Source organism: Stenotrophomonas sp. STK16_22 (genome assembly GCF_051984505.1).
GTDB lineage: Bacteria > Pseudomonadota > Gammaproteobacteria > Xanthomonadales > Xanthomonadaceae > Stenotrophomonas > Stenotrophomonas maltophilia_A.
The window spans coordinates 91715-113464 of the sequence record NZ_CP196972.1 but is presented as its reverse complement, the minus strand read 5'-3'; the positions used below and the strand labels follow the sequence as shown (position 1 = coordinate 113464).

Here is a 21750-nt window from a genome sequence, read left to right as displayed (position 1 = left end):
AAAAGAAGAGCAGAAGCAAAGGCAAAAGCGCTTGGCCGGCCGCTCTTTGTAGAGCCGAGCCCACATTCGGCTGCATTTCGATCAGATATCGAATAGTCGATTCCGTTACAGATTCATCCACGCATGGCGTGGATCTACCGTGTCGACCAAGGTCGACACCTACCAACAGCTGCCGGAATCTGTCGAAGGCGGGGCACTGTGGGTTTGCAGGGTGTGAGCCGCATGGATGCGGCGACCAAGCCCCCAGGACGGGTTTACGGCGGCCCCGCAAACCCACAGTGCCCCGCCATCCCGCAGGAAGCCCGCTGTTGCTTCGGCTGTTGCTGTTGCTTCCGCTGTTGCCTCTGCGGGTGCCGGGTGCAACCCGGCCGAACCCCTTCCCTCAGGGCCAGGCAGGTGGTGCGGCCGCCCAGGCCTGCTGCACCTCGGCCAGCGACGCGCGCTCATCCTCACGCCACTGCGGCAGCAGCTGCCCATAGTTGGCCGTGGTACTCCACTGCGTCGGCTCGGTGCGTACCGCAGCCGCATACCACTGCACCGCCTCCTGCTTCTGCCCCATCCGCCACAATGCCAACGCATAGGTCGGTGGCACCCAGGTGGGCTTCGTACGGGCGTTGCTGGCTGATACCAGCCACTGTTCCAGCGCCGCCTCCGGCTTGCCCTGGCGCAGCAGGTCCCAACCGTAGTTCCAGCGCACGCTGCGGCCGCTGCTGCTCTGTGCCGGCGCCTCCTTCATCGCCTCGCCATACAGCTGCTCGGCCAGCTCGCCACGGCCCTGCGCGCCGGCCACCGAGGCCAGCTGCACCGTCGCTTCCACCGCGCGGCGGCCGCGCTCACGCAGCTTGACCAGCTGGGCCACCAGCTCATCGCCCTCGCCCTGCACCGCCACCATCGGCGTTGCCGCCAGGTCGTTGTCGAAGTAGAACTCCTGTGGTGCCGGCACGGCCGGCGCGGCCCACGCAGTGGCCACTCCCGAGGCCAGCAGCACGCTGGCCAGGATCTTTCCTGGAACTGACATCCCTTCTCCCCAGGCCGCAACTGCAGCCTCCCTCTCTCTCCCCGATCCTAACCCCAGCACCGCCGCGGGCGCGAGTGCCGGGGCCTCGCGGCCCCGCTGCTACAATTCGCGCCTTTCCCGCCGCGTGCCTGCACGCGGCCGGTGCCAGCCGATCCTACCGGGCCAGCCATGACCAGTACCGCGCAACTCACTTCGCCCTCGTCCGCCGACCTGCTCGACCGTGATTACACGCTCGACCACAAGTACACCCGCAGCGAGGGGCGGATCTATCTGAGTGGCGTGCAGGCGCTGGTGCGGCTGCCGCTGATGCAGCGGCTGCGCGACGCCGCCGAAGGCATCGACAGCGCCGGCTTTGTCAGCGGCTACCGTGGCAGCCCGCTGGGTGGCTTCGACCTGGAGCTATGGCGCGCGCGCAAGCACCTTGAAGCAGCCAAGGTGAAGTTCACCCCGGGCCTGAACGAGGACCTGGGCGCCACCATGGTGTGGGGCACGCAGCAGACCAACCTGTTCCCCGGCGCCAACGTGCAGGGCGTGTTCGGCATGTGGTACGGCAAGGGCCCGGGCGTGGACCGCTGCGGCGACGTGTTCAAGCACGCCAATGCCGCCGGCACCTCGCGCTACGGTGGCGTGCTGGCACTGGCCGCCGATGACCATGCCTGCCGCAGTTCGACGCTGCCGCACGGCAGCGAGGACGAGTTCGTCAGCGCGATGATGCCGGTGCTGAACCCGGCCGGCGTGCAGGACATCCTCGACATGGGCCTGCTGGGCTGGGCGATGAGCCGCTATACCGGCCGCTGGGTCGGCTTCAAGACGATCGCCGAGACGGTGGAATCGTCGGCGTCGGTGCAGGTCGATCCGATGGCGCGCCGCATCGTGCTGCCGGAAGACTTCGAGATGCCGTCGGGTGGCCTCAACATCCGCTGGCCAGACCCGCCGCTGGACCAGGAAATGCGCCTGCACCGCTATGCGGTGAAGGCCGCACAGGCCTTTGCCCGCGCCAACGGCATCGACAAGGTGGTGATGGATGCGCCGCGCGCGCGGCTGGGCATCGTCACCACCGGCAAGAGCTACCTGGACGTGCTGCAGGCGCTGGAGTACCTGGGCCTGGACGAAGCCGCGTGCGCCGACATCGGCATCCGCGTGTACAAGGTCGGCATGACCTGGCCGCTGGAACCGCAGGGCATCGCGCGCTTCGCGCAGGGCCTGGAAGACATCATCGTGGTGGAGGAGAAGCGTGCCTTCATCGAGCGCCAGATGAAGGAACAGTTCTTCAACTGGCCGGCCAGCTGGGGCCAGCGCCCGTCCATCGTCGGCAAGTACGATGAAAGCGGCGAATGGATCCTGCCGTCCACCGGTGAGCTGACGCCGGCCACCATCGCCGGCGTGATCGGTCGCCGCATCCAGAAGTTCTTCAACAACGAATCGATCGAGCAGCGCCTGCAGTGGATGCAGGAGAAGGAAGCCGAGCTTGCGTTGCCGCGCGCCAGCTTCCCGCGCGTACCGCACTACTGCTCGGGCTGCCCGCACAACACCTCTACCCAGGTGCCGGAAGGCTCGCGGGCGCTGGCCGGCATCGGTTGCCACTACATGGTGACCTGGATGGACCGCAGCACCGACACCTTCACCCACATGGGCGGCGAAGGCGTGACCTGGGCCGGGCAGGCGCCGTTCACCGACACCCCGCACGTATTCCAGAATCTGGGCGACGGCACCTATTTCCACAGTGGCTCGCTGGCGATCCGCCAGGCGGTCGCCGCCGGCGTCAACATCACCTACAAGATCCTCTACAACGACGCGGTGGCGATGACCGGTGGCCAGCCGGTGGACGGCCCGCTGAGCGTGCCCGACATCGCAAAGCAGATGCGCGCCGAAGGCATCCACACCATCGTGGTGCTGTCGGACAACATCGGCAAGTGGACCGGCCAGCGCGAGCACTTCCCCAGCGACGTCGAGTTCCACGACCGCAGCGAGCTGGATGAGGTGCAGAAGCGCCTGCGCGAGGTGAAGGGTGTTTCGATCCTGATCTACGAACAGACCTGCGCCACCGAGAAGCGCCGCCGCCGCAAGCGCGGCAAGCTGGAAGATCCGCAGAAGCGCGTGCTGATCAATTCGCTGGTCTGTGAAGGCTGTGGCGACTGCGGCAAGAAGAGCTTCTGCGTGTCGGTACTGCCGAAGGAAACCGAGTTCGGGCGCAAGCGCGAGATCGACCAGTCCAACTGCAACAAGGACTATTCCTGCGTGAACGGTTTCTGCCCGAGCTTCGTCACCGTGCACGGTGGCCAGCCGCGCAAGGGCAGCAAGCGCGATGCTTCCACCCTGCTGGACAACCTGCCGGCACCGGCCATCCGCGGCACCCTCGAACAGCCCTGGAACATCCTGATCACCGGCGTCGGCGGTACCGGCGTGGTGACCATCGGCGCGCTGCTGGGCATGGCCGGCCACCTGGAAGGCAAGGGTGCGACCGTGCTCGATCAGACCGGCCTGGCACAGAAGGGCGGCGCGGTGACCACGCATATCCGCATTGCCCGTCGCCCTGAAGACATCCACGCCGTGCGCATCGCCGCCGGCGAAGCCGACCTGGTGGTGGGCTGCGACATGGTGGTGGTGAACGATTACTGGGCACTATCGAAGGTGCGTGCCGGCCGTTCGCAGGTGGTGCTGAACACCTACGAAGCAATGCCCGGCACCTTCACCACCCGCCCGGACATGCAGTTCCCCGCCGCCGACATCGTGGCCGGTGTGCGCGTGGCGCTGGGCGGCCAGGAGCCGTTGCTGCTGGATGCCACCCAGCTGGCCACCGCGCTGCTGGGCGATGCGATCGCCGCCAACCTGTTCATCCTCGGCTATGCGTGGCAGCAGGGCCTGGTGCCGCTGTCGTTCGAGTCGCTGATGCGCGCCATCGAGCTCAACGGTGCGGCCGTGGCGATGAACCAGCAGGCCTTCGCCTGGGGCCGCCTGGCCGTGGTCGACCCGCAGGCCGTGCAGCAGGCCGCCGGCCTGGTGCGCAACCGCCACACCGATACCGAATCCACTCCGGGCCCGCTGCACCCGCTGCCGCCGGGCGAGTGGGAGGGCAACGAATGGGGTGCCACCGCCGCACCGCGCAACACCGGCGACGAACGCGAACTGCGTGGCCTGCCCTCGCACGGTGGCGACGTGGCATTCCTGCCGCTGGACGACGCGCGCCTGTCGCGCTCGCTGGATGAAATGATCGAGCGCCGCGCCGCGTTCCTGGTCGAGTACCAGGACGCTGCCTACGCCAACCGCTACCGCAGCCTGGTCGAGCGCGTGCGCGCCGCCGAAGCCGACCGCATCGGCGGTTCCACCGCGCTGACCGAGACCGTAGCCCGTTACCTGTTCAAGCTGATGGCCTACAAGGACGAGTACGAAGTGGCCCGCCTGTATACCAGTGGCGACTTCCAGCGCCGCCTGCAGCAGCAGTTCGAGGGCGATTACCAGCTGCGCTTCCACCTGGCACCGCCGCTGTTCGCCAAGAAGGACGAGCAGGGCCGGTTGCTGAAGAAGGAATACGGCCCGTGGATGTTCAAGGCCTTCGGCCTGCTGGCCAAGCTGAAGTTCCTTCGCGGCGGCCGGCTTGATGTGTTCGGCCGCACCGAGGAACGCCGCATGGAGCGCAAGCTGATCGGCGATTACGAGGCCACCGTGCAGCTGCTGCTGGACGGCCTGGATGACGACCGCCTGGCGCTGGCGGTGGAAATCGCCAGCGTGCCCGAGCACATCCGCGGCTTCGGCCACGTCAAGGAAGCGCATTTCGAGCAGGCCAAGGCGCGCGAAGCCGCCCTGCTGGCGCAGTGGCGGAACCCAAAGGCGCTGCACATCGTGCAGGTGGCTTGAGCACCGCGGACGGCACGAAAGCAACCTATTGATTGCATATTGAGATAGCAATCGATAGGTTGCCTCCAGCGAAGGAAAGAGATAGGTTGCTTGTCGTAATGCAACCTATCCTTTGCGTACACGTTCGCGTACGGTCACTTTCTAGGGGACTGCCGATATGGACAGGCCGCTGCACACGGTGAGGACACCTCAACAACTGGCACCGCTGATGCGTGCGTTCAGGCGCCAGGCGGGCCTGAGCCAGGCGCAGTTGGCGGCACAGCTCGGCATAAGCCGCCAGGCAGTAGGCGCATTGGAGCGCGACCCGGCATCGGCAAGCTTCGAACGGCTGATGCGGGTCTGGGCAGTGCTGGGTCTGGAAGTCAGATTGCAGCAGCGAAGCCCCCCGGAGACAACGTCAACGTTGGAGTGGTGAGCCATGGGTACGTTGCGGGTCTGGATGAATGGTGTCGAGGTCGCGCTCTGGGATGATGTCCGGAGCGGCTCTTCCCGGCTTTCGTACGTCGACTCGTGGATCAGCTCCGCCCAGTCCCGGCCGTTGTCACTCTCACTGCCCCTGCTCCCGGAGGGTGAGAGCCATCGGGGCGATGTCGTCAACAACTACTTCGACAACCTTCTTCCCGACAACGCCGTCATCCGCAACCGGATCCGCGACAGGTTCTCCACGCGCAGCAGCGACACATTCGATCTTCTCGAAGCCATTGGCCGGGATTGCGTCGGCGCAGTGCAACTGCTGCCGCTTTCGCATACACCGGGGGACATCCAGCAGATTACGTGCGAAGCGTTGGACGAATCAGGCGTCGCTGCGATCCTGCGTCAGGTGACGGCAGGGAATCTACCTGGCGCACCCACCAGTGATGATGCGTTCCGCATATCCATCGCCGGTGCGCAGGAGAAGACGGGACTTCTGCTGCATGCTGGCCAGTGGTGCATTCCCACCGGCAGTACCCCATCCACCCATATCTTCAAGCTGCCGCTTGGCATTGTGGGCAACATGCGGGCGGACATGCACCAATCCGTCGAGAACGAATGGCTGTGCATGCAACTGCTTTCCGCCTTTGGAATCCCCGTTGCGAATACGCAGATGGGACGCTTCAAGGACGAACGCGCGCTTATTGTGGAGCGATTCGACCGCCGCCTTTCTGCGGATCGCCGGTGGTGGCTGCGGCTGCCGCAGGAAGACATGTGCCAGGTCTTCGGTCTGCCCGCTGCCAGGAAGTATGAATCCGATGGCGGCCCAGGCATCGTGACCATCATGGATCTGCTTCGACAATCCGAGCATTTCGAGGATCGGGCGACCTTCTTCAAGACGCAGATTCTTTTCTGGATGTTGGCTGCAACCGATGGACATGCCAAGAACTTCAGTGTTTACCTCGAAGCCGGTGGACGCTTCCGCCTGACACCCGTCTACGACGTATTGTCGGTGCATCCCATCCTGGGTAGGGGGCCAAACCAGCTCGACCCGCGGAATGCACAGCTCGCCATGTCCGTCCAGGGCAAGAATCGCCACCGGAAGCTGCACCTTGTGCGACGACGCCATTGGAACGAAACCGCACGCGCCTGTGGTGTCGCTGATGGTGCGGAGCCGTGGATCGAAGCGCTGATCGCAGCCGTCGAACCCGCCATCGAGCAGGTCGCGCGTCAGCTCCCAAGTGATTTCCCCGTAAACGTGTCCGAACCCATTTTCAACGGGCTGCGCGCTGCGGCGGCACGCCTTTCCAGCATGTCGCCGGACGCCTGATCACCCCAGCCGCCACAGCAGCAACCGGTTGTTGGCCGGCATCGCCACATCACCCAGGCGGGTGAAGCCGTTGTCCGCCGCCAGCGCCTGCACCGCTTCCACATCGCGGATGCCGCTGCGTGGATCACGCGCCTTCAGCCAGGCATCGAACTGCGCGTTGCTGTCGCTGGTGTAGCGACCGCCGTAGTTGAACGGGCCGTACACCGCCAGCAGCGCACCATGCCGCAGCACCGACGGCAGCGCGGCGAACAGCGCCTGCACATGCTCCCAGCCCATGATGTGCAACGTGTTGGCACTGAATGCGGCATCGAACGTGCTGCCCTCGGGCAACGACAGGCCCGGCGCCGGGGGGAGTTCCACCTGCAGTGCCACCGGCGGCAGCAGATTCAGCAACGCCGCCTCCGCGCGCCAGGCCTCGATGCCGGGCAGATGGTCCGGATGATCGCTGGGCTGCCAGCGCAGCCAGGGCCAGCGCTCGGCGAAGAACGCCGCGTGCTGGCCGGTGCCACTGCCGATCTCCAGCAGCCGATGGCGGTCGCCCATCCACGGGTCGAGTGCGGTGGCGATGGGTTCGCGGTTGCGCTCGCAGGCTTCTGAATACGGCTTGCTCGACATCAGGGACGGTGTCCAGGCGGGGTCGGCCCCATTGTGCACGAGGGGGTGTCTGCAGGGCTTGCAGCCCTGCACCTGCTTCAGGCCAGGACAACGTCAACGTCAGAAGCGGGCATTCCGTGGGATGGCGGGGCGGTGTGGGTGGTCAGGACACGCCGTAAACCCATCCATGGGGGCTCGATGGCGCCATCCATGGCGCCAACGGTCCTGCCCACCCACACCGCCCCGCCTCTGACAGATTTCGTGTGCTGTTGGTAGGTGTCGACCGTTGGTCGACACATCTGTCAGATATCAATTTTTAAGACGTGATCCGACCGCGTGCCGACCAACGGTCGGCACCCACCAACAGCAGCAGGTTCCAACAGCTCGCAGGAAACCGTCGAAGGCGGGGTGGGTCCGGTTGCGGGGGCGTGAGCGCCATGGATGGCGCGACCGAGCCTCCATGGACGGATTTACGGCGTCCCCCGCAACCGGACCCACCCCGCCAACCCACGGATGGCCAGCTTTCGACGTTGACCTTGACGTTGCCTTGGCTTGTAGCCTCTGCAGGTGCAGGGCGCAGCCCTGCCGAAACCCACCCAACCATGACTGCAGTCACTTGTCCCCACGCCCCGCGCTGGCGAAAGTCGAGGAGTTGACGTGATCGGTCCGGCCCGTTGCCAACCGCACGCAAGCGAGAGAGAGAAACGCTGTGCAACGACGTGAGTTCCTGGCTTTTTCCGGTCTGGGCCTGGCGGGCCTGCTGCTGCCGCATTCCCGTGCCATCGCCGCCGAGCAGCTGCTCGCCCCGGTCGATACCGCCCAGCACAGACGCCTGGCGGACGTTGCGCTCGCCGCCGCACGCACAGCCAAGGCCAGCTACTGCGACGTGCGCATCGGCCGCTATCTCAACCAGTCGGTCATCACCCGCGAGCACCAGGTCGGCAATGTGACCAACCGCGAATCGTCCGGTATCGGCGTGCGGGTGATCGTCAACGGCGCCTGGGGCTTTGCCGCTACCCACCAGCAGACCGAGGCTGCCGTGCGCGCGGCGGTCGAGCAGGCCGCAGCGATCGCCCGCGCCAACGCCGGCATCCAGACCCGGCCGGTGCAGCTGGCACCGACGCCGTCGGTGGGCGAGGTGCACTGGCAGACCCCGGTGCGCAGGAACGCGATGGCGGTGCCGATCCAGGACAAGGTCGAGCTGCTGCTGGCGCTCAACGCCGCCGCGCTGAATGCGGGCGCCGACTACATCAATTCCACCCTGTTCCTGGTCAATGAACAGAAGTACTTCGCCTCCAGCGACGGCTCGTTCATCGACCAGGACATCCACCGCATCTGGCTGCCGTTCACTGCCACCGCCATCGACAAGGCCAGCGGCAGGTTCCGCACCCGTGCCGGGCTGTCCTCGCCGATGGGCATGGGCTACGAGTTCCTCGATGGCGATGCGCGCGGCAAGGTGCAGCTGCCCGGGGGCATCACCGCCTACCGCGATTCCTACGACCCGGTCGAGGACGCCATCGCCGCCGCCCGCCACGCGCGCGAGAAGCTGAAGGCGCCGTCGGTGAAGCCGGGCAAGTACGACCTGGTGCTGGACCCGTCCAACCTGTTCCTGACCATCCACGAGAACGTTGGCCACCCGCTGGAGCTGGACCGCGTGCTCGGCTACGAAGCCAACTACGCCGGCACCAGCTTCGCCACGCTGGACAAGCGCGATGCCGGTTTCCGCTGGGGCAGCGACATCGTCACCTTCTTCGCCGACAAGACCCAACCGGGCAGCCTCGGTGCGGTCGGCTACGACGACGAAGGCGTCAAGACCCAGCGCTGGGATCTGGTGCGCGACGGCATCCTGGTCGATTACCAGGCCACCCGCGATGAGGCCCACATCCTCGGCCGCAACGCCTCGCACGGCTGCAGTTACGCCGATTCCTGGTCCAGCGTGCAGTTCCAGCGCATGGCCAATGTCTCGCTGGCACCTGGCAAAAAGCCACTCAGCGTCGAGGACATGATCAAGGACGTGGAGAACGGCATCTACATCCACGGCCGCGGGTCGTATTCGATCGACCAGCAGCGCTACAACGCGCAGTTCGGCGGCCAACTGTACTACCAGATCAAGGACGGAAAGATCGCCGGCATGGTCGAGGATGCGGCCTACCAGATCCGTACGCCGGAATTCTGGAATGCCTGCACTGCGATCTGCGACGAGCGTGACTTCCGCCTGGGTGGTTCGTTCTTCGACGGCAAGGGCCAGCCCGGCCAGGTCTCGGCGGTCTCGCACGGTTCGTCCACCACCCGCTTCAACGGCATCAACATCATCAACACCGCGCGCAGTCTCGGCGCTTGAGCCACCCATCCTTCGACATGGAGAGCAGCCTTGCAAAGACGTGACTTCCTGGCCCTGACCGGGCTTACCGCGGGCGGGCTGATCGTGCCCTCCTTCTTCGGCAAGGCGATTGCCGCCGAACAACTGCAGAGCACGCTGGACCTGGGGCTGAAGAAGCGCCTGGCCGATGCGGCGCTGGCCGCTGCCCGCCAGGCCGGTGCCACCTACTGCGACGTGCGCATCGGCCGCTACCTGCGCCAGTTCGTGATCACCCGCGAGGACAAGGTGCAGAACGTGGTGAACACCGAGTCCACCGGCGTGGGCATCCGCGTGATCGTCAACGGTGCCTGGGGCTTCGCCGCCACCAATGCGCTGGGTACGGCCGATGTAGCCAAGGCCGCGCAGCAGGCCGCAGCAATCGCCAAGGCCAATGCCGGCGTGCAGACCGCACCGGTACAGCTGGCCAAGGCGCCGGGCGTGGGTGAGGTGAGCTGGCGCACGCCTATCCGCAAGAATGCGATGGAAGTGCCGATCAAGGACAAGGTCGGCCTGCTGCTGGACGTCAACGCTGCGGCGATGGGCGCCGGTGCCAGCTTCGTCAACTCGATGCTGTTCCTGGTCAACGAGCAGAAGTACTTCGCCTCCACCGATGGTTCCTATATCGACCAGGACGTGCACCGCATCTGGGCACCGATGACGATCACCGCCATCGACAAGTCCAGCGGCAAGTTCCGTACCCGCGAAGGCCTGTCCTCGCCGATGGGCCTGGGCTACGAGTATCTGGACGGCGCGGCTGCCGGCAAGGTGGTCAGCCCGAATGGCGTGGTCAACTACAGCTCTTCCTACAACATGAAGGAAGATGCCATCGCCGCCGCCAAGCAGGCACAGGAAAAGCTGAAGGCCCCGTCGGTGAAGCCAGGCAAGTACGATCTGGTGCTCGACCCGTCGCACACCTGGCTGACCATCCATGAGTCGATCGGCCACCCGCTGGAGCTGGACCGTGTGCTCGGCTACGAAGCCAACTACGCCGGCACCAGCTTCGCCACCCTGGACAAGCGCGAGCAGCATTTCCAGTACGGCAGCGAGCTGGTCAACATCTTCGCCGACAAGACCCAGCCGGGCAGCCTCGGTGCGGTGGCGTACGACGATGAAGGCGTGAAGTGCAAGCGCTGGGACCTGATCAGCAACGGCAAACTGGTGGATTACCAGACCATCCGCGACCAGGCCCACATCCTCGGCAAGACCGAGTCCGACGGCTGCTGCTACGCCGACTCGTGGTCCAGCGTGCAGTTCCAGCGCATGGCCAACGTGTCGATGGCACCGGGCAAGAAGCCGCTGAGCGTGCCGGACCTGATCAAGGACGTGGAGAACGGCATCTACATCATCGGTGATGGTTCGTTCTCGATCGACCAGCAGCGCTACAACGCGCAGTTCGGTGGCCAGCTGTTCTACGAGATCAAGAACGGCCAGATCACCCGCATGCTGGAAGACGTGGCCTACCAGATCCGCACGCCGGAGTTCTGGAATGCCTGCACCGCCGTGGCCGACGAGCGCGACTACCGCCTGGGCGGTTCGTTCTTCGACGGCAAGGGCCAGCCGGGCCAGGTCTCGGCGGTCTCGCACGGTTCGTCCACCGCGCGCTTCAACGGCATCAACGTCATCAACACCGCACGCAGCCTCGGCTGATCGGTCAGGAGCCCTTACACCATGAGTATCTTCACCGAAGCCCAGGCCAAGGCCATCCTCGACAAGGTCATCGCCCTGTCCAAGGCCGACGAATGCACCGCCGTGCTGGCCGGCGCGATCAGCGGCAACATCCGTTTCGCGCTGAACAATGTCTCCACCAGCGGCATCGTCGACAACACCGAGCTGGCGGTCACCGTCGCCTTCGGCAAGCGCGTGGGTACCGCCTCGATCAACGAGTTCGACGATGCCGCGCTGGAACGCGTGGTACGCCGCGCCGAAGACCTGGCGCGCCTGGCGCCGGAGAACCCGGAGTTCATGCCGGCCATCGGCAAGCAGAGCTATCGCGCCAGCCCGACCTTCAGCGAATCCACCGCTGCGATCGATCCAGCCTTCCGCGCCAAGGTCGCCGCCGATTCGATCGCCCCGTGCCGTGGCCACGGCCTGATCGCCGCCGGCTTCCTCGAAGACGGCCAGGGCTTCCAGGCCACCGCCAACAGCAACGGCAACTTCGCCTACCAGCGCACCACCAACTTCGATTACACCTGCACCGTGCGTACCGAAGATGGCCGCGGTTCGGGCTGGGTCGGCCGCAACCTGAAGGATGCCGCCGACTTCAAGGCCGACCAGGACATCCGCATCGCCATGCGCAAGGCCACCGAATCGGCCGAAGCCAAAGCGCTGGAGCCGGGCAAGTACACGGTGATCCTGGAACCGGCCGCGGCCGCGGGCCTGATCAGCTTCATGATGAACTTCTTCAGCGCACGCTCGGCCGATGAAGGCCGCAGCTTCCTGTCGAAGAAAGGCGGTGGCAACAAACTGGGCGAGCAGGTCTACGACCCGCGCGTGACCATGATTGCCGATCCGTGGCATCCGGACGCACCGGTGCTGCCGTGGGACGGCGAAGGCATGCCACGCGAGCGCATGGCCATCATCGAGAACGGCAAGATCGCCAACCTGGACTACTCGCGCTTCTGGGCGCAGAAGCAGGGCAAGACCGCCAAGGCAACGCCGGGCAACCTGCTGATGAGCGGTGGCGACAAGAGCACCGCCGAGCTGGTGCGCGGCACCCAGAAGGGCATCCTGGTCACCCGTACCTGGTACATCCGCATGGTCGATCCGCAGACCGTGCTGCTGACCGGCCTCACCCGCGACGGCACCTTCTACATCGAGAACGGCCAGATCAAGCACCCGGTGAAGAACTTCCGCTTCAACGAATCGCCGGTGATCATGCTCAACAACATCGAAGAGCTGGGCAAGCCGGTGCGCGTGGCCGGTGACGAATCCAGCTACGTGATGATGATCCCGCCGATGAAGCTGCGCGATTTCACCTTCACCTCGCTGTCCGACGCGGTCTGATGGATCGCCGGGCCTGCCTGCGCTGGTTGGCCGCTGCCGCTTCGGCGGCGGCGCTGCCGGCCTTGGCGCAGTCAGGCCCGCGCAGTTCGCGCTACGACTTCTGGTTCACCCGCCTGCAGTACGACTCCGGCGATTGGGACGTGGACGCGCGCATGCCGTCCAACCTGATCACCTCGCTGATCGACTACACCTCGCTGCGCGTGGACCCGCAGGAACACGTGGTGGCGCTGGCCGACCCGCGCATGCTGGAAGCGCCGTTCTGCTACCTGGCCGGGCACACGCTGGTGGAGTTCAACGCCGCCGAGCGGCAGAACTTCGTGCGCTATGTGCGCAATGGCGGCTTCGTCTTCGTCGACGACTGCAACCACGATATCGACGGCCTGTTCGCCACCTCGTTCGAGGCACAGATGGGTCGCCTGTTTGGTCCCAAGGCACTGCAGAAGCTGCCCAACAGCCACCCGCTGTACCGCAGCTTCTTCCGCTTCCCCGATGGCCCGCCCGCCACCAGCTTCGAACTCAACGGCTGGGGCGACGACCTGGTGCACGACTATCTGAAGGGCATCGAGGTCGATGGCCGCCTGGGCCTGCTCTACAGCAACAAGGACTACGGCTGCGAGTGGGACTACGACTGGCGCAACAAGCGCTTCCTGGCCGAAGACAACACCCGCTTCGGCGTCAACATCGTGATGTACGCGTTGAACAATTGATAGGACCTGCACGCCCATGACCACCGCTGACCTCGACTCCCTGCTGCCGCGCCTGCACGATCTGCGCGCTGCGCTCGCACGCGCGGTGGTGGGCCAGAACACCGTGGTCGAACAGCTGCTGATCGGCCTGCTGGCCGGCGGACACTGCCTGCTGGAAGGTGCGCCCGGGCTCGGCAAGACCCTGCTGGTGCGCTCGCTGGGGCAGGCGCTGGAACTGCAGTTCCGGCGCGTGCAGTTCACCCCGGACCTGATGCCCAGCGACATCCTCGGCACCGAGCTGCTGGAGGAAGACCACGGCACCGGCCATCGCCACTTCCGTTTCCAGCAGGGCCCGATCTTCACCCACCTGCTGCTGGCCGACGAACTCAACCGCACCCCGCCCAAGACCCAGGCCGCGCTGCTGGAAGCGATGCAGGAACGCACGGTCAGCTACGCCGGCACCACCTACGCATTGCCCGCGCCATTCTTCGTGCTGGCTACGCAGAATCCGATCGAGCAGGCCGGTACCTACCCGCTGCCGGAAGCACAGCTGGACCGCTTCCTGCTGCACGTGCTGGTGGATTACCCCAGCGAAGACGAGGAGCGGCAGATCCTGGAACAGACCACCGGCGGTGCCACCGACGCGGTGCCGAAGGTGATGGATGCCGAAGCGGTGATCGCGCTGCAGGCCGCAGTACGCCAGGTGCATGTCAGCCCTGATGTGCTGGCCTGGATCACCCGCCTGGTTCGCGCCAGCCGCCCAGGCGAAGGCGCACCGGCAGCAATCAACCAATGGGTGAAATGGGGTGCCGGCCCACGCGCCGGGCAGTCGCTGGTGCTGGCGGCGAAGGCACGCGCACTGCTGCAGGGCCGCTTCGCCGCCACCCGCGAGGATGTGCAGGCACTGGCCGCACCGGTGATGCGCCATCGCCTGCTGCTGTCGTTCGCCGCCGAGGCCGAGCAGAAGCGTGCCGACGACGTGGTCGCCGCCCTGCTGCAGGCCGTGCCGTTCCCGGGTTGAGCCACGCGTGAACGCAGGTGCCCCGCTGACGTTGCCACCCGAACTGCGCGCGCGCCTGCGCCTGCTGCGGTTGCGGCCGCGCCTGGCCAGCGGTGCGAGCGGCATTGGCCAGCACGCCAGCCGCAGCCGTGGTGCCGGCCTGGAGTTCGCCCAGTACCGGGCCTACGAGCCGGGTGACGAACTGCGCCAGATCGACTGGAAGCTGTATGCACGCTCGGACCGCTTCTTCGTGCGCGAATCCGAACGCGAAAGCCCGATCACGGTCTGGCTGCTGCTCGATGCCACCGCCTCCGCCGGCCAGGCCGATCGCGCGGTACCGCAGCGCACGCGCCTGGATCATATGCGCGGCGTGGCCGCGTGCGTGGTGGAGCTGGCCCTGCAGCAGGGCGACCGTTTCGGCCTGCTGGCGATCAATGGCGATGGACTGCAGCTGGTGCCCGCAGCGAGCGGCGCACGCCAGCGTGATCGCGTGCATCTGCAACTGCATGCCCTGCAGGCACGCGGTGGCTGGCCTGCGGCCGATCGCCTGCGTCCCCTGTGGGAGCGCGTACGCCCGGGCGACCTGCTGCTGGCGATCGGTGATGGCTTCGACGAGGCCGGCATCGTACTGCTGGAACAACTGGCCAGCGCGCGCCGCGAAGTGGCCCTGCTGCAGATCCTGACTGCCGACGAGCGCGACTTCCCATTCGACGCCGGCCACCGCTTCCGCGACCCGGAGACCGGCGAGGAACTGCTGGGCGATGGCGCGGCGATCCGCAACGACTACCTGCAGCACTTCGCTGACGCACGAAACGCATTGCAGTCGCGCCTGCAGGCCAGCGGCATCGCCAGCGCCACCGGCTGGCTCGACCAGCCCCTGGACCAACCACTGCAGGCGCTGTTTGGCCGTGGGGGCGGTGCATGACCCTGCTGTTCCCATTGGGTCTGGCCGCGCTCGCTGCATGGCTGCTGCCGCTGCTGATCCACCTCGCCCGCCGCCATCCGTATACGCCGCTGGATTTTGCCGCGCTGCGCTGGCTGCGCGCGCAGATCCGGCCGCGCCAGCGCATCCGCTTCGATGACTGGCCGTTGCTGCTGGTGCGCCTGCTGTTGCTGGCCGCGCTGGCCTTGTTGCTGGCACGGCCTGCGTTGACCGGTCCCGCTCCGACCCCCAGTGCGTGGACGGTGGTGGCCCCAGGACTGGATGCCACGGCGCTGCGTGGCACGGCCAAGGATGGCAACTGGCATTGGCTGGCACCCGGCTTCCCGGCCATTGATCAGGCGCCCGCCGCAGCCAGCGCATCCCTGCCCAGCCTGCTGCGCGAACTGGACACGCAGCTGCCCGTTGGCACCGCATTGACCGTGCACGTTCCCGATCCCCTGCCCGGCCTGGATGGCGCCCGCCTGCAGCTGTCGCGTGAGGTGCAATGGCACACGCAGCCGATGCCGGTCACTGCGCAACCGCGTGCCGCAACGTCGCCGCGCCTGCGCGTGCACAGCGATGCTTCGGCCGCTGCCCAGCACTGGTTGAATGCACTGCAGCGCGCATGGGGCGTGCAGGCGCCGCTCGCTCCTCTGGTGGCGGATGCCCTGCCCGAACGCGGCGAGGTCGGCGTATGGAGCCGCAACGACGCACTGCCGGCGAACTGGCAGGCCTGGCTGCGCGACGGCGGCAGTGTGCTGATCGCCGCCAAGCCCGCCACGGAAGCCCAGGTCCTGCTGCGCAGCGCCGAAGGCGTGCCGCTGTTGTGGCAGCAACGTGTCGGCCTTGGCCGCCTGCTGTTACTACCGGGTGATTGGGATGCCGCCAGCAACACCGCGCTGCGCGATCCACAGCTGCCGCGTTCCCTGCTGCTGGCCCTGCAGCCGCCGCCGTCGCCACGCGTGGGCGATGCACAGGACCAGGCGCCGCGCCAGATTGCACTGCCCGCCGCAGCGTCGCCGGTGCGTGAGCCCACGGCGTGGCTTCTGCTGGCAATCGTGCTGTTGTTCGCACTGGAACGCTGGATGGCCAGCAGCGCGCGGCGCAGGGCGATCGCATGAAGACGCTGCAGCATGCCTGGCAACGTGCGCGTCGTCGCCGCGCCGCCATCACCCTGCTGCTGGGCCTGCCGTGGGCGCTGGCTGCGACGGCGCTCGCACTGCGGCTGTCCGGTTTCGATATCGCCTGCGTGGTCGCCACGGTCAGCCTGCTCGCCTGCGCGGCCTTCGCCACTGCAAGTGCCCGCCAGCTGGACCGCCAGTGGCTGCAGCGCCAACTCGATGGCAGCGGTACGAGCGAAGACAGCGCCGATCTGCTGTTCGCCGACGCCACCACGCTCAATCCGCTGCAGCAGCGCCAGCGTGTGCATGTGCTGGCCACGCTTGAACGCGCGATGCCGGAGCTGCGTCCGCGTTGGCCGCACCTGGCGGTGATGCTGTGCTGGATCGGTGGCTTGGCCGTTGCCCTGCTCGCGTTCGGCTGGCCGCGTTCGAACCCAGACCCGGCAGCCGTTCATTCCGCCACGACCGGCAGCACGGCGTCTGCAGGCCCGCTGCAACTGCAGTCCAGTCGCCTGCGCATCGACGCACCGGCTTACACCGGGCAAGCCACGCTGACGCAGAGCACGCTGGATGCAAAGGTCGCCGCCGACAGCCGGCTGTCGTGGTCGTTGCGCTTCGACCACGCACCGGCCAAGGCATGGCTGCAGTTCCACGATGGTCGACGGCTGCCGCTGAGCGAGCGCGATGGGCAGTGGCAGGCACAGGATGTGGCGCGCACGCCGGTGCTGTACCGCGTGGTGAGCGAACCGGCGCTGGCCGAAACCCGCCTGTACCGGCTGGATGTTGTGGCCGACCGCGCGCCCAGCGTGCGCGTGCTGGAGCCGGCCGCCAGCCTGGTGCTGGGCACGCCCGGGCAACGGCAATGGGCGCTGCGCTTCGAGGCCAGCGACGATTACGGTGTCGCGGCGCAGGCAACGCTGTCGATCACCACCACCCAGGGCAGCGGTGAGAACATCACCTTCGTGAAGCGCAGCGTCACGCTTGCCGGCAGCGGCGAAGCCACCGCGCGGCGTTTCGCCCATACCCTTGATCTTGCTGCGCTGGGCGCACAGCCCGGCAACGATGTCATCGCCCAGCTGGAAGTGCGCGACAACCATGCGCCCACGCCGCAGACCGGACGCAGCAGCAGCGTGATCCTGCGCCTGCCCAGCGCCGAAGTCGCACTCGGTGCAGAGCTGGAAGGCCGCATCAAGAAGACCCTGCCGGCCTACTTCCGCAGCCAGAGGCAGATCATCATTGATGCCGAAGCGCTGATCCGGCAGCGCCGCACTCTCGCCGCCGAGGACTTCGTGAAGCGCAGCGATGCGATCGGCGTCGACCAGCGCATCCTGCGCCTGCGCTACGGCCAGTTCCTGGGTGAGGAAAGCGAAGGTGCGCCGAAGCCACCGCCGACCAGCGACCTGCCCACCAGCGATACGCCCGCCGCAGACGACCACGATCACGACGACGATCACGACCATGGCGCCGAGGCCGGAGCGCACGATGAGCATGGCCACGATCACGGCGGCAAGGCGTCCAATGCCGATACGCCACCGGTGTTCGGCAGCGCCACCGACGTGCTCTCGGAATACGGACACACCCATGACCACGCCGAGGCGGCCACTCTGCTCGATCCGCAGACCCGTGCCACGCTGAAGGCGGCGCTTGACCAGATGTGGTCGGCCGAAGGCGAGCTGCGCCAAGGCCGCCCGGAGCAGGCGCTTCCGTTTGCCTACAAGGCATTGGGCTTCATCAAGCAGGTGCAGCAGGCCGAGCGCATCTATCTGGCCCGTGTCGGACCGGAGCTGCCACCGATCGATGAAGGCCGCCGCCTCGGCGGTGACCGTGCCGGGCTGGCCAGTCGTGAACTGCCGCTGGCCGCCCGCACCCCGCCCGATCCGGCCATCGTCGAAGCCTGGCAGCGTCTCGGCGACGACACCGGCGCGCCGGATCTGGACGCGCTCGCGACCTGGCAGCAGCGCAACGCGGCCTACCTGCCCGATGCACTCGATCTGGCTGCGGCCATCGAGCAGCTGCGCATCGAGCCCGACTGCAGCGACTGTCGCCAGCGCCTGCGCGCACAGTTGTGGCGGGCGCTGCAGCGTCCGCTGCCGCAGGCGATGCGGCGCAGTGCCGCCGATGCGATGGGCCAGCGCTACCTCGACGCGCTGGAGGCGCAGCCATGAACGCCTCCGCTGTGAACCTGTGGATTGCGCTGGCACTCGTCCTGATCGTGGTCATCGCCAGCGTGCGCCAGCTGCGTGGAAACACCGCGCACCCTGGCCGCCGGTGGATCGTGATCGCACTGCAGATCATCGTCGCCGCGCTGCTGTATTTCTGCCTGGTGCCGCCCACCCGCCAGCAACCCGCAGGCGGGCTGGTCGTGCTGGGAACCGATGCCGGCAAGGCCGGCGCGCTCCCGGCCAGCGAAGGCCCGCTGTTGCTTTTGCCCGAAGCTGCCGATGTTCCCGGCGCACAGCGCGTTCCCGACATGGCCACCGCGCTGCGCCAGCATCCGGCGTCCACACTGACACTGGTCGGTGCGGGCCTGGCCGCACGTGACCGTGATGCGCTGCTGCCACCGGATGTACGTTGGCAGGCCGCACCGGAGCCGCGCGGCTGGATCGCACTGCAACCACCGGCCGATGTCGCTCCCGGTGCTCGTTTTGACGTACAGGCACAGGCGCGTGGCGCGGCCAAAGCGAAAGCAGAGCTGCTTGACCCCGCCGACAGCGTGGTTGATCGCACGGACGTTGCCGAGGACGGGCGCGTGAAGCTCAGCGGCATCGCCCGCGCCGAGGGCCGCAGCGTGTTCCAGCTGCGCCTGCTCGATGCCGACGGCCATGTGGTGGACAGCGTACCGGTACCGCAGCAGACCCTGCCGGCCGCACCGCTGCGCCTGCTGGTGCGCGCCAGTGCGCCGGGTCCAGAGCTGAAGTACCTGCGGCGTTGGGCGGCCGATGCCGGCATCCGCGTGCAGGCGCAGGCCGATACCGGGGCGGGTGTCAGCGTGGGAGATGGCGCGGTCGCGCTGGATGCGGCGTCACTCGCGCGCAGCGATCTGCTGTTGCTGGACGAGCGCAGCCTGGCCGCATTGAGTGCCGGCCAGCTGGCTGCCGTGCGGCAGGCGTTGCGCGAGGGACTGGGCGTGCTGGTACGCAGTGCGGGCGCACCTTCGGCCAGCGCGCGCCAGCGCCTCCGCGATCTGGGCCTGCCGGTGCAGGGCGATGGAAGCAGCCGCACCCTCGAACTTCCCGGCGACGGCGACAGCGCGGTCCTCGCTGCACGGCGTGGCCCGCTCGCCGCGGGTACGCTGCCGACCGGCTACGGCGAAGAGGCTGACCGCAGCTCGCACAATGCTCCCCTGCCTGCGCTGGAAGCACTCGCGCTGCAGGCACCGGGCAGCACCGCCCTGCTGCAGGATGGCACGGGCAAGGCTGTCGGTGGCTGGCGCGCTGCCGGCAAGGGCCGCATCGGCCTGCTGCCGCTGACCGACAGCTGGCGCTGGGTACTGGCCGGGCGCGACGACCGCCACGGCGAACTGTGGAGCGGCGTGGTGGCCACGCTGGCACGTGCACAGGGCAGCGCTGATGCGCTGTGGTCACCGCAACCGATCGGCTGGGCAGGCGAACGACAGACGCTGTGCGGTGTGCAGGCGCCGCTGCAGGTCTTCAACAGGCGTGGCGACGATGTACCCCTGATCGTCGATGGCGCGACGTCGGCGCTGCGCTGCGCTGGCTGGTGGCCCCGCGAACCGGGCTGGCAGCGCCTGCAGCACGGCGACATCGTTGTCTGGCGCTATGTGTTCGATCCGAAGGATGCACCGACGCTGCATCGGCAGGCGATGATCGATGCGACCACGCGTGCACTGGCTGCCAGCACGCCGGCAGACGCGTCAGTGATGCAACCCGTGGCAGGCCCACGCTGGCCGTGGTGGCTGGCGTTCGTGTTGTGCGCATCGCTGCTGTGGTGGCTGGAACGGCGACGCTGAGCCCATCGATTGGATCGCGGACAGCATCCACGCATGGCGTGGATCTACTGGCCGGTTGCCCTGGTAGATGCCAACCTTGGTTGGCGCCTTTCCGCGAGGTCAACGCGTGCCCGCGCGCCGGTACACGCCGTTGAAGCGCACGTTCATGCCACCGCATTCGCTGTTGTCGGCCACGATCAGCACCTCCCCCAGCGAATGCACGCGCACCTTGCAGGTGTCCTCTGCAAACTCGACATCGGCACCACGCGGCGCCGCGCGCGCTTCCACCTGGCCCATGTTCGGCCCGTAGGGACGCTGCTCCGGCGTGGGGTTGGCGGAGGGCCAGTAGGCGTCACCCTCCACATGCAACTGCCCGCCCTGCACGGTGATGCGCAGGCCGTTGTCGCCGTCCTTCCAGTGGCCCGCCCAATCCTGCAGCGACTGCACGACCACCGGCAACGCCTGCAGCTTGCTGCGGTCCACCCAGCCAGCACTGCCACCCACCTTGTTCGGGAAGAACGCGCAGCGGTAGCGGCCAAGATCACGCCCGGTCACCACGGTATCGCCATTGACCACATAGCTGCGCTGTCGGCAGGCCGGTTCGCCCTTCGCCGGGCAGCCGTCCATGTCGCCAAGCAGGTACAGACGGGGCGCATCGACCACCCGCGCCAGAGCGAACCGGCTCTGTTCAGAGGGAAACGCGCCATTGCGGCAGGCGCCATCATCGGCGATGCCATCGGCGAAGGCGGACGCCGGCAGCAATGCGGCCAGCAGGCAGATCGAACGCAGGAACATGGCAGCACTAGCGGTGGGGAGCCGGCAGGATATACCGGCCTACTTCACCGGCGGTGCATCGCCGGCATCCTGCTCCTGGGAGAACCGCAGCGCACGCTGCTGCTGTTCGGCACTGAGCTCCGGCGGTGGCCGCGCCACGGCGGCCTGGATCTGCGCCGGTCCGCCGGTGAGTTTGTTGATCCCCTTGGCCGCCGCCATCACACCCTTGACCACGCCCATCATGATGTAGCCACCGCCCATGCTGACCTGCTCCGGCGACGGCGGTTCGCTCCAGTCGCGACTGAAGCGGTTGTCGCCGAACTTCACCGGGTTCTTGAAACGGTACAGATCCAGCGGCTCGTCTTCGGGCTTGAGCGCACGCACTTCGCCAAGGGTGGTGACGTTGTCCTGCGGCAGGGTGGTGGAGATCGGCGCGGTGGTTGCCGCCGGCGCATCTGCAGGAGGTTCGGGCGCTGGGTTGGGCACCGCTACCGGCGTGGCCTGCTGCGCCTGCGCGATACCGGCCAGCAGCATGCTGGCCAGGACGGCTCCCTGCGTTCCACGTCGTGCCACAGCCATCCACCCTGTTGGTTGCGTCCAGCACCCAAGGATACGGATGCCGGCTTCAGATTTCGTTGCTGCACTGGCAGCTGTTCAGCCAGGGGAGATGCGGCGACGCCACGGGACGCGAGCACTGAACGGTTCATGCCCTTGGTGTGCGGTGTCTC

General features: G+C 67.2%; 16 protein-coding genes. 12 read left to right on the top strand and 4 right to left on the bottom strand.

Annotated features, from left to right (window positions below):
• Positions 1 to 382 precede the first annotated feature (382 nt).
• Positions 383 to 1018, bottom strand: coding sequence for a tetratricopeptide repeat protein (locus ACSYAO_RS00470; protein WP_032128715.1), 636 nt, complete (start codon positions 1016 to 1018; stop codon positions 383 to 385).
• 168 nt (positions 1019 to 1186) lie between these two features.
• On the opposite strand from ACSYAO_RS00470, the gene ACSYAO_RS00465 reads away from it, so the two are divergent.
• From ACSYAO_RS00465 to ACSYAO_RS00455, 3 genes are all read left to right on the top strand, one after another.
• Positions 1187 to 4873 (top strand): indolepyruvate ferredoxin oxidoreductase family protein, encoded by a 3687-nt coding sequence (locus tag ACSYAO_RS00465; RefSeq protein ID WP_049462866.1) that lies wholly within the window; start codon positions 1187 to 1189, stop codon positions 4871 to 4873.
• Between the two features lie 157 nt (positions 4874 to 5030).
• Positions 5031 to 5288, top strand: coding sequence for a helix-turn-helix domain-containing protein (locus ACSYAO_RS00460; protein ID WP_004134030.1), 258 nt, complete (start codon positions 5031 to 5033; stop codon positions 5286 to 5288).
• A 3-nt stretch (positions 5289 to 5291) separates the two neighbouring features.
• The gene (locus tag ACSYAO_RS00455) at positions 5292 to 6614 is read left to right on the top strand and encodes a type II toxin-antitoxin system HipA family toxin (RefSeq protein ID WP_049462867.1); all 1323 of its coding nucleotides are present in this window, start codon (positions 5292 to 5294) and stop codon (positions 6612 to 6614) included.
• Here ACSYAO_RS00455 and ACSYAO_RS00450 read toward each other — a convergent pair whose 3' ends face one another.
• Positions 6615 to 7229 (bottom strand): DUF938 domain-containing protein, encoded by a 615-nt coding sequence (locus tag ACSYAO_RS00450; RefSeq protein ID WP_049462868.1) that lies wholly within the window; start codon positions 7227 to 7229, stop codon positions 6615 to 6617.
• A 688-nt stretch (positions 7230 to 7917) separates the two neighbouring features.
• Between ACSYAO_RS00450 and ACSYAO_RS00445 the strand changes: the two genes are divergently transcribed.
• Genes ACSYAO_RS00445 through ACSYAO_RS00405 form a run of 9 tightly spaced genes read left to right on the top strand, consistent with a single transcriptional unit; the run spans position 7918 to position 20269 of the window.
• Positions 7918 to 9549, top strand: a complete 1632-nt coding sequence (locus tag ACSYAO_RS00445) for a TldD/PmbA family protein (RefSeq protein ID WP_049461572.1) — start codon at positions 7918 to 7920, stop codon at positions 9547 to 9549.
• 30 nt (positions 9550 to 9579) lie between these two features.
• Entirely contained in the window at positions 9580 to 11214 is a 1635-nt protein-coding gene (locus ACSYAO_RS00440) for a TldD/PmbA family protein (protein WP_032128710.1), read from the top strand.
• A gap of 21 nt (positions 11215 to 11235) precedes the next feature.
• Positions 11236 to 12570 (top strand): TldD/PmbA family protein, encoded by a 1335-nt coding sequence (locus ACSYAO_RS00435; RefSeq protein WP_019336350.1) that lies wholly within the window; start codon positions 11236 to 11238, stop codon positions 12568 to 12570.
• Positions 12570 to 13277 (top strand): DUF4159 domain-containing protein, encoded by a 708-nt coding sequence (locus ACSYAO_RS00430; RefSeq protein WP_032128709.1) that lies wholly within the window; start codon positions 12570 to 12572, stop codon positions 13275 to 13277. The genes ACSYAO_RS00435 and ACSYAO_RS00430 overlap by 1 nt, the downstream gene beginning before the upstream one ends.
• A 16-nt stretch (positions 13278 to 13293) precedes the next feature.
• Entirely contained in the window at positions 13294 to 14277 is a 984-nt protein-coding gene (locus ACSYAO_RS00425) for an AAA family ATPase (RefSeq protein WP_049461571.1), read from the top strand.
• A 7-nt stretch (positions 14278 to 14284) separates the two neighbouring features.
• Positions 14285 to 15181, top strand: a complete 897-nt coding sequence (locus ACSYAO_RS00420) for a DUF58 domain-containing protein (protein WP_049461570.1) — start codon at positions 14285 to 14287, stop codon at positions 15179 to 15181.
• The gene (locus ACSYAO_RS00415; RefSeq protein WP_049461569.1) at positions 15178 to 16299 is read left to right on the top strand and encodes a BatA domain-containing protein; all 1122 of its coding nucleotides are present in this window, start codon (positions 15178 to 15180) and stop codon (positions 16297 to 16299) included. Before ACSYAO_RS00420 ends, ACSYAO_RS00415 begins: the two co-directional genes overlap by 4 nt.
• Positions 16296 to 18464: a hypothetical protein gene (locus tag ACSYAO_RS00410; protein ID WP_049461568.1), complete on the top strand. Its 2169-nt coding sequence runs from the start codon at positions 16296 to 16298 to the stop codon at positions 18462 to 18464. Before ACSYAO_RS00415 ends, ACSYAO_RS00410 begins: the two co-directional genes overlap by 4 nt.
• On the top strand, positions 18461 to 20269 hold the full coding sequence (locus ACSYAO_RS00405) for a hypothetical protein (RefSeq protein WP_049461567.1): 1809 nt from the start codon (positions 18461 to 18463) through the stop codon (positions 20267 to 20269). The genes ACSYAO_RS00410 and ACSYAO_RS00405 overlap by 4 nt, the downstream gene beginning before the upstream one ends.
• 99 nt (positions 20270 to 20368) lie before the next feature.
• Here ACSYAO_RS00405 and ACSYAO_RS00400 read toward each other — a convergent pair whose 3' ends face one another.
• Both ACSYAO_RS00400 and ACSYAO_RS00395 read right to left on the bottom strand, forming a co-directional pair.
• Positions 20369 to 21043, bottom strand: a complete 675-nt coding sequence (locus ACSYAO_RS00400; RefSeq protein WP_049461566.1) for a hypothetical protein — start codon at positions 21041 to 21043, stop codon at positions 20369 to 20371.
• 39 nt (positions 21044 to 21082) lie between these two features.
• Positions 21083 to 21601, bottom strand: a complete 519-nt coding sequence (locus ACSYAO_RS00395) for a hypothetical protein (RefSeq protein ID WP_049461565.1) — start codon at positions 21599 to 21601, stop codon at positions 21083 to 21085.
• Positions 21602 to 21750 lie beyond the last annotated feature (149 nt).

Excerpts from the sequence above, each read along its gene's own strand:
- ACSYAO_RS00470 (WP_032128715.1), bottom strand. The coding sequence starts at position 1,018 with ATGTCAGTTCCAGGAAAGATCCTGGCCAGCGTGCTGCTGGCCTCGGGA.
- ACSYAO_RS00465 (WP_049462866.1), top strand. The coding sequence starts at position 1,187 with ATGACCAGTACCGCGCAACTCACTTCGCCCTCGTCCGCCGACCTGCTC.
- ACSYAO_RS00460 (WP_004134030.1), top strand. The coding sequence starts at position 5,031 with ATGGACAGGCCGCTGCACACGGTGAGGACACCTCAACAACTGGCACCG.
- ACSYAO_RS00455 (WP_049462867.1), top strand. The coding sequence starts at position 5,292 with ATGGGTACGTTGCGGGTCTGGATGAATGGTGTCGAGGTCGCGCTCTGG.
- ACSYAO_RS00450 (WP_049462868.1), bottom strand. The coding sequence starts at position 7,229 with ATGTCGAGCAAGCCGTATTCAGAAGCCTGCGAGCGCAACCGCGAACCC.
- ACSYAO_RS00435 (WP_019336350.1), top strand. The coding sequence starts at position 11,236 with ATGAGTATCTTCACCGAAGCCCAGGCCAAGGCCATCCTCGACAAGGTC.
- ACSYAO_RS00430 (WP_032128709.1), top strand. The coding sequence starts at position 12,570 with ATGGATCGCCGGGCCTGCCTGCGCTGGTTGGCCGCTGCCGCTTCGGCG.
- ACSYAO_RS00425 (WP_049461571.1), top strand. The coding sequence starts at position 13,294 with ATGACCACCGCTGACCTCGACTCCCTGCTGCCGCGCCTGCACGATCTG.
- ACSYAO_RS00415 (WP_049461569.1), top strand. The coding sequence starts at position 15,178 with ATGACCCTGCTGTTCCCATTGGGTCTGGCCGCGCTCGCTGCATGGCTG.
- ACSYAO_RS00410 (WP_049461568.1), top strand. The coding sequence starts at position 16,296 with ATGAAGACGCTGCAGCATGCCTGGCAACGTGCGCGTCGTCGCCGCGCC.
- ACSYAO_RS00405 (WP_049461567.1), top strand. The coding sequence starts at position 18,461 with ATGAACGCCTCCGCTGTGAACCTGTGGATTGCGCTGGCACTCGTCCTG.
- ACSYAO_RS00400 (WP_049461566.1), bottom strand. The coding sequence starts at position 21,043 with ATGTTCCTGCGTTCGATCTGCCTGCTGGCCGCATTGCTGCCGGCGTCC.
- ACSYAO_RS00395 (WP_049461565.1), bottom strand. The coding sequence starts at position 21,601 with ATGGCTGTGGCACGACGTGGAACGCAGGGAGCCGTCCTGGCCAGCATG.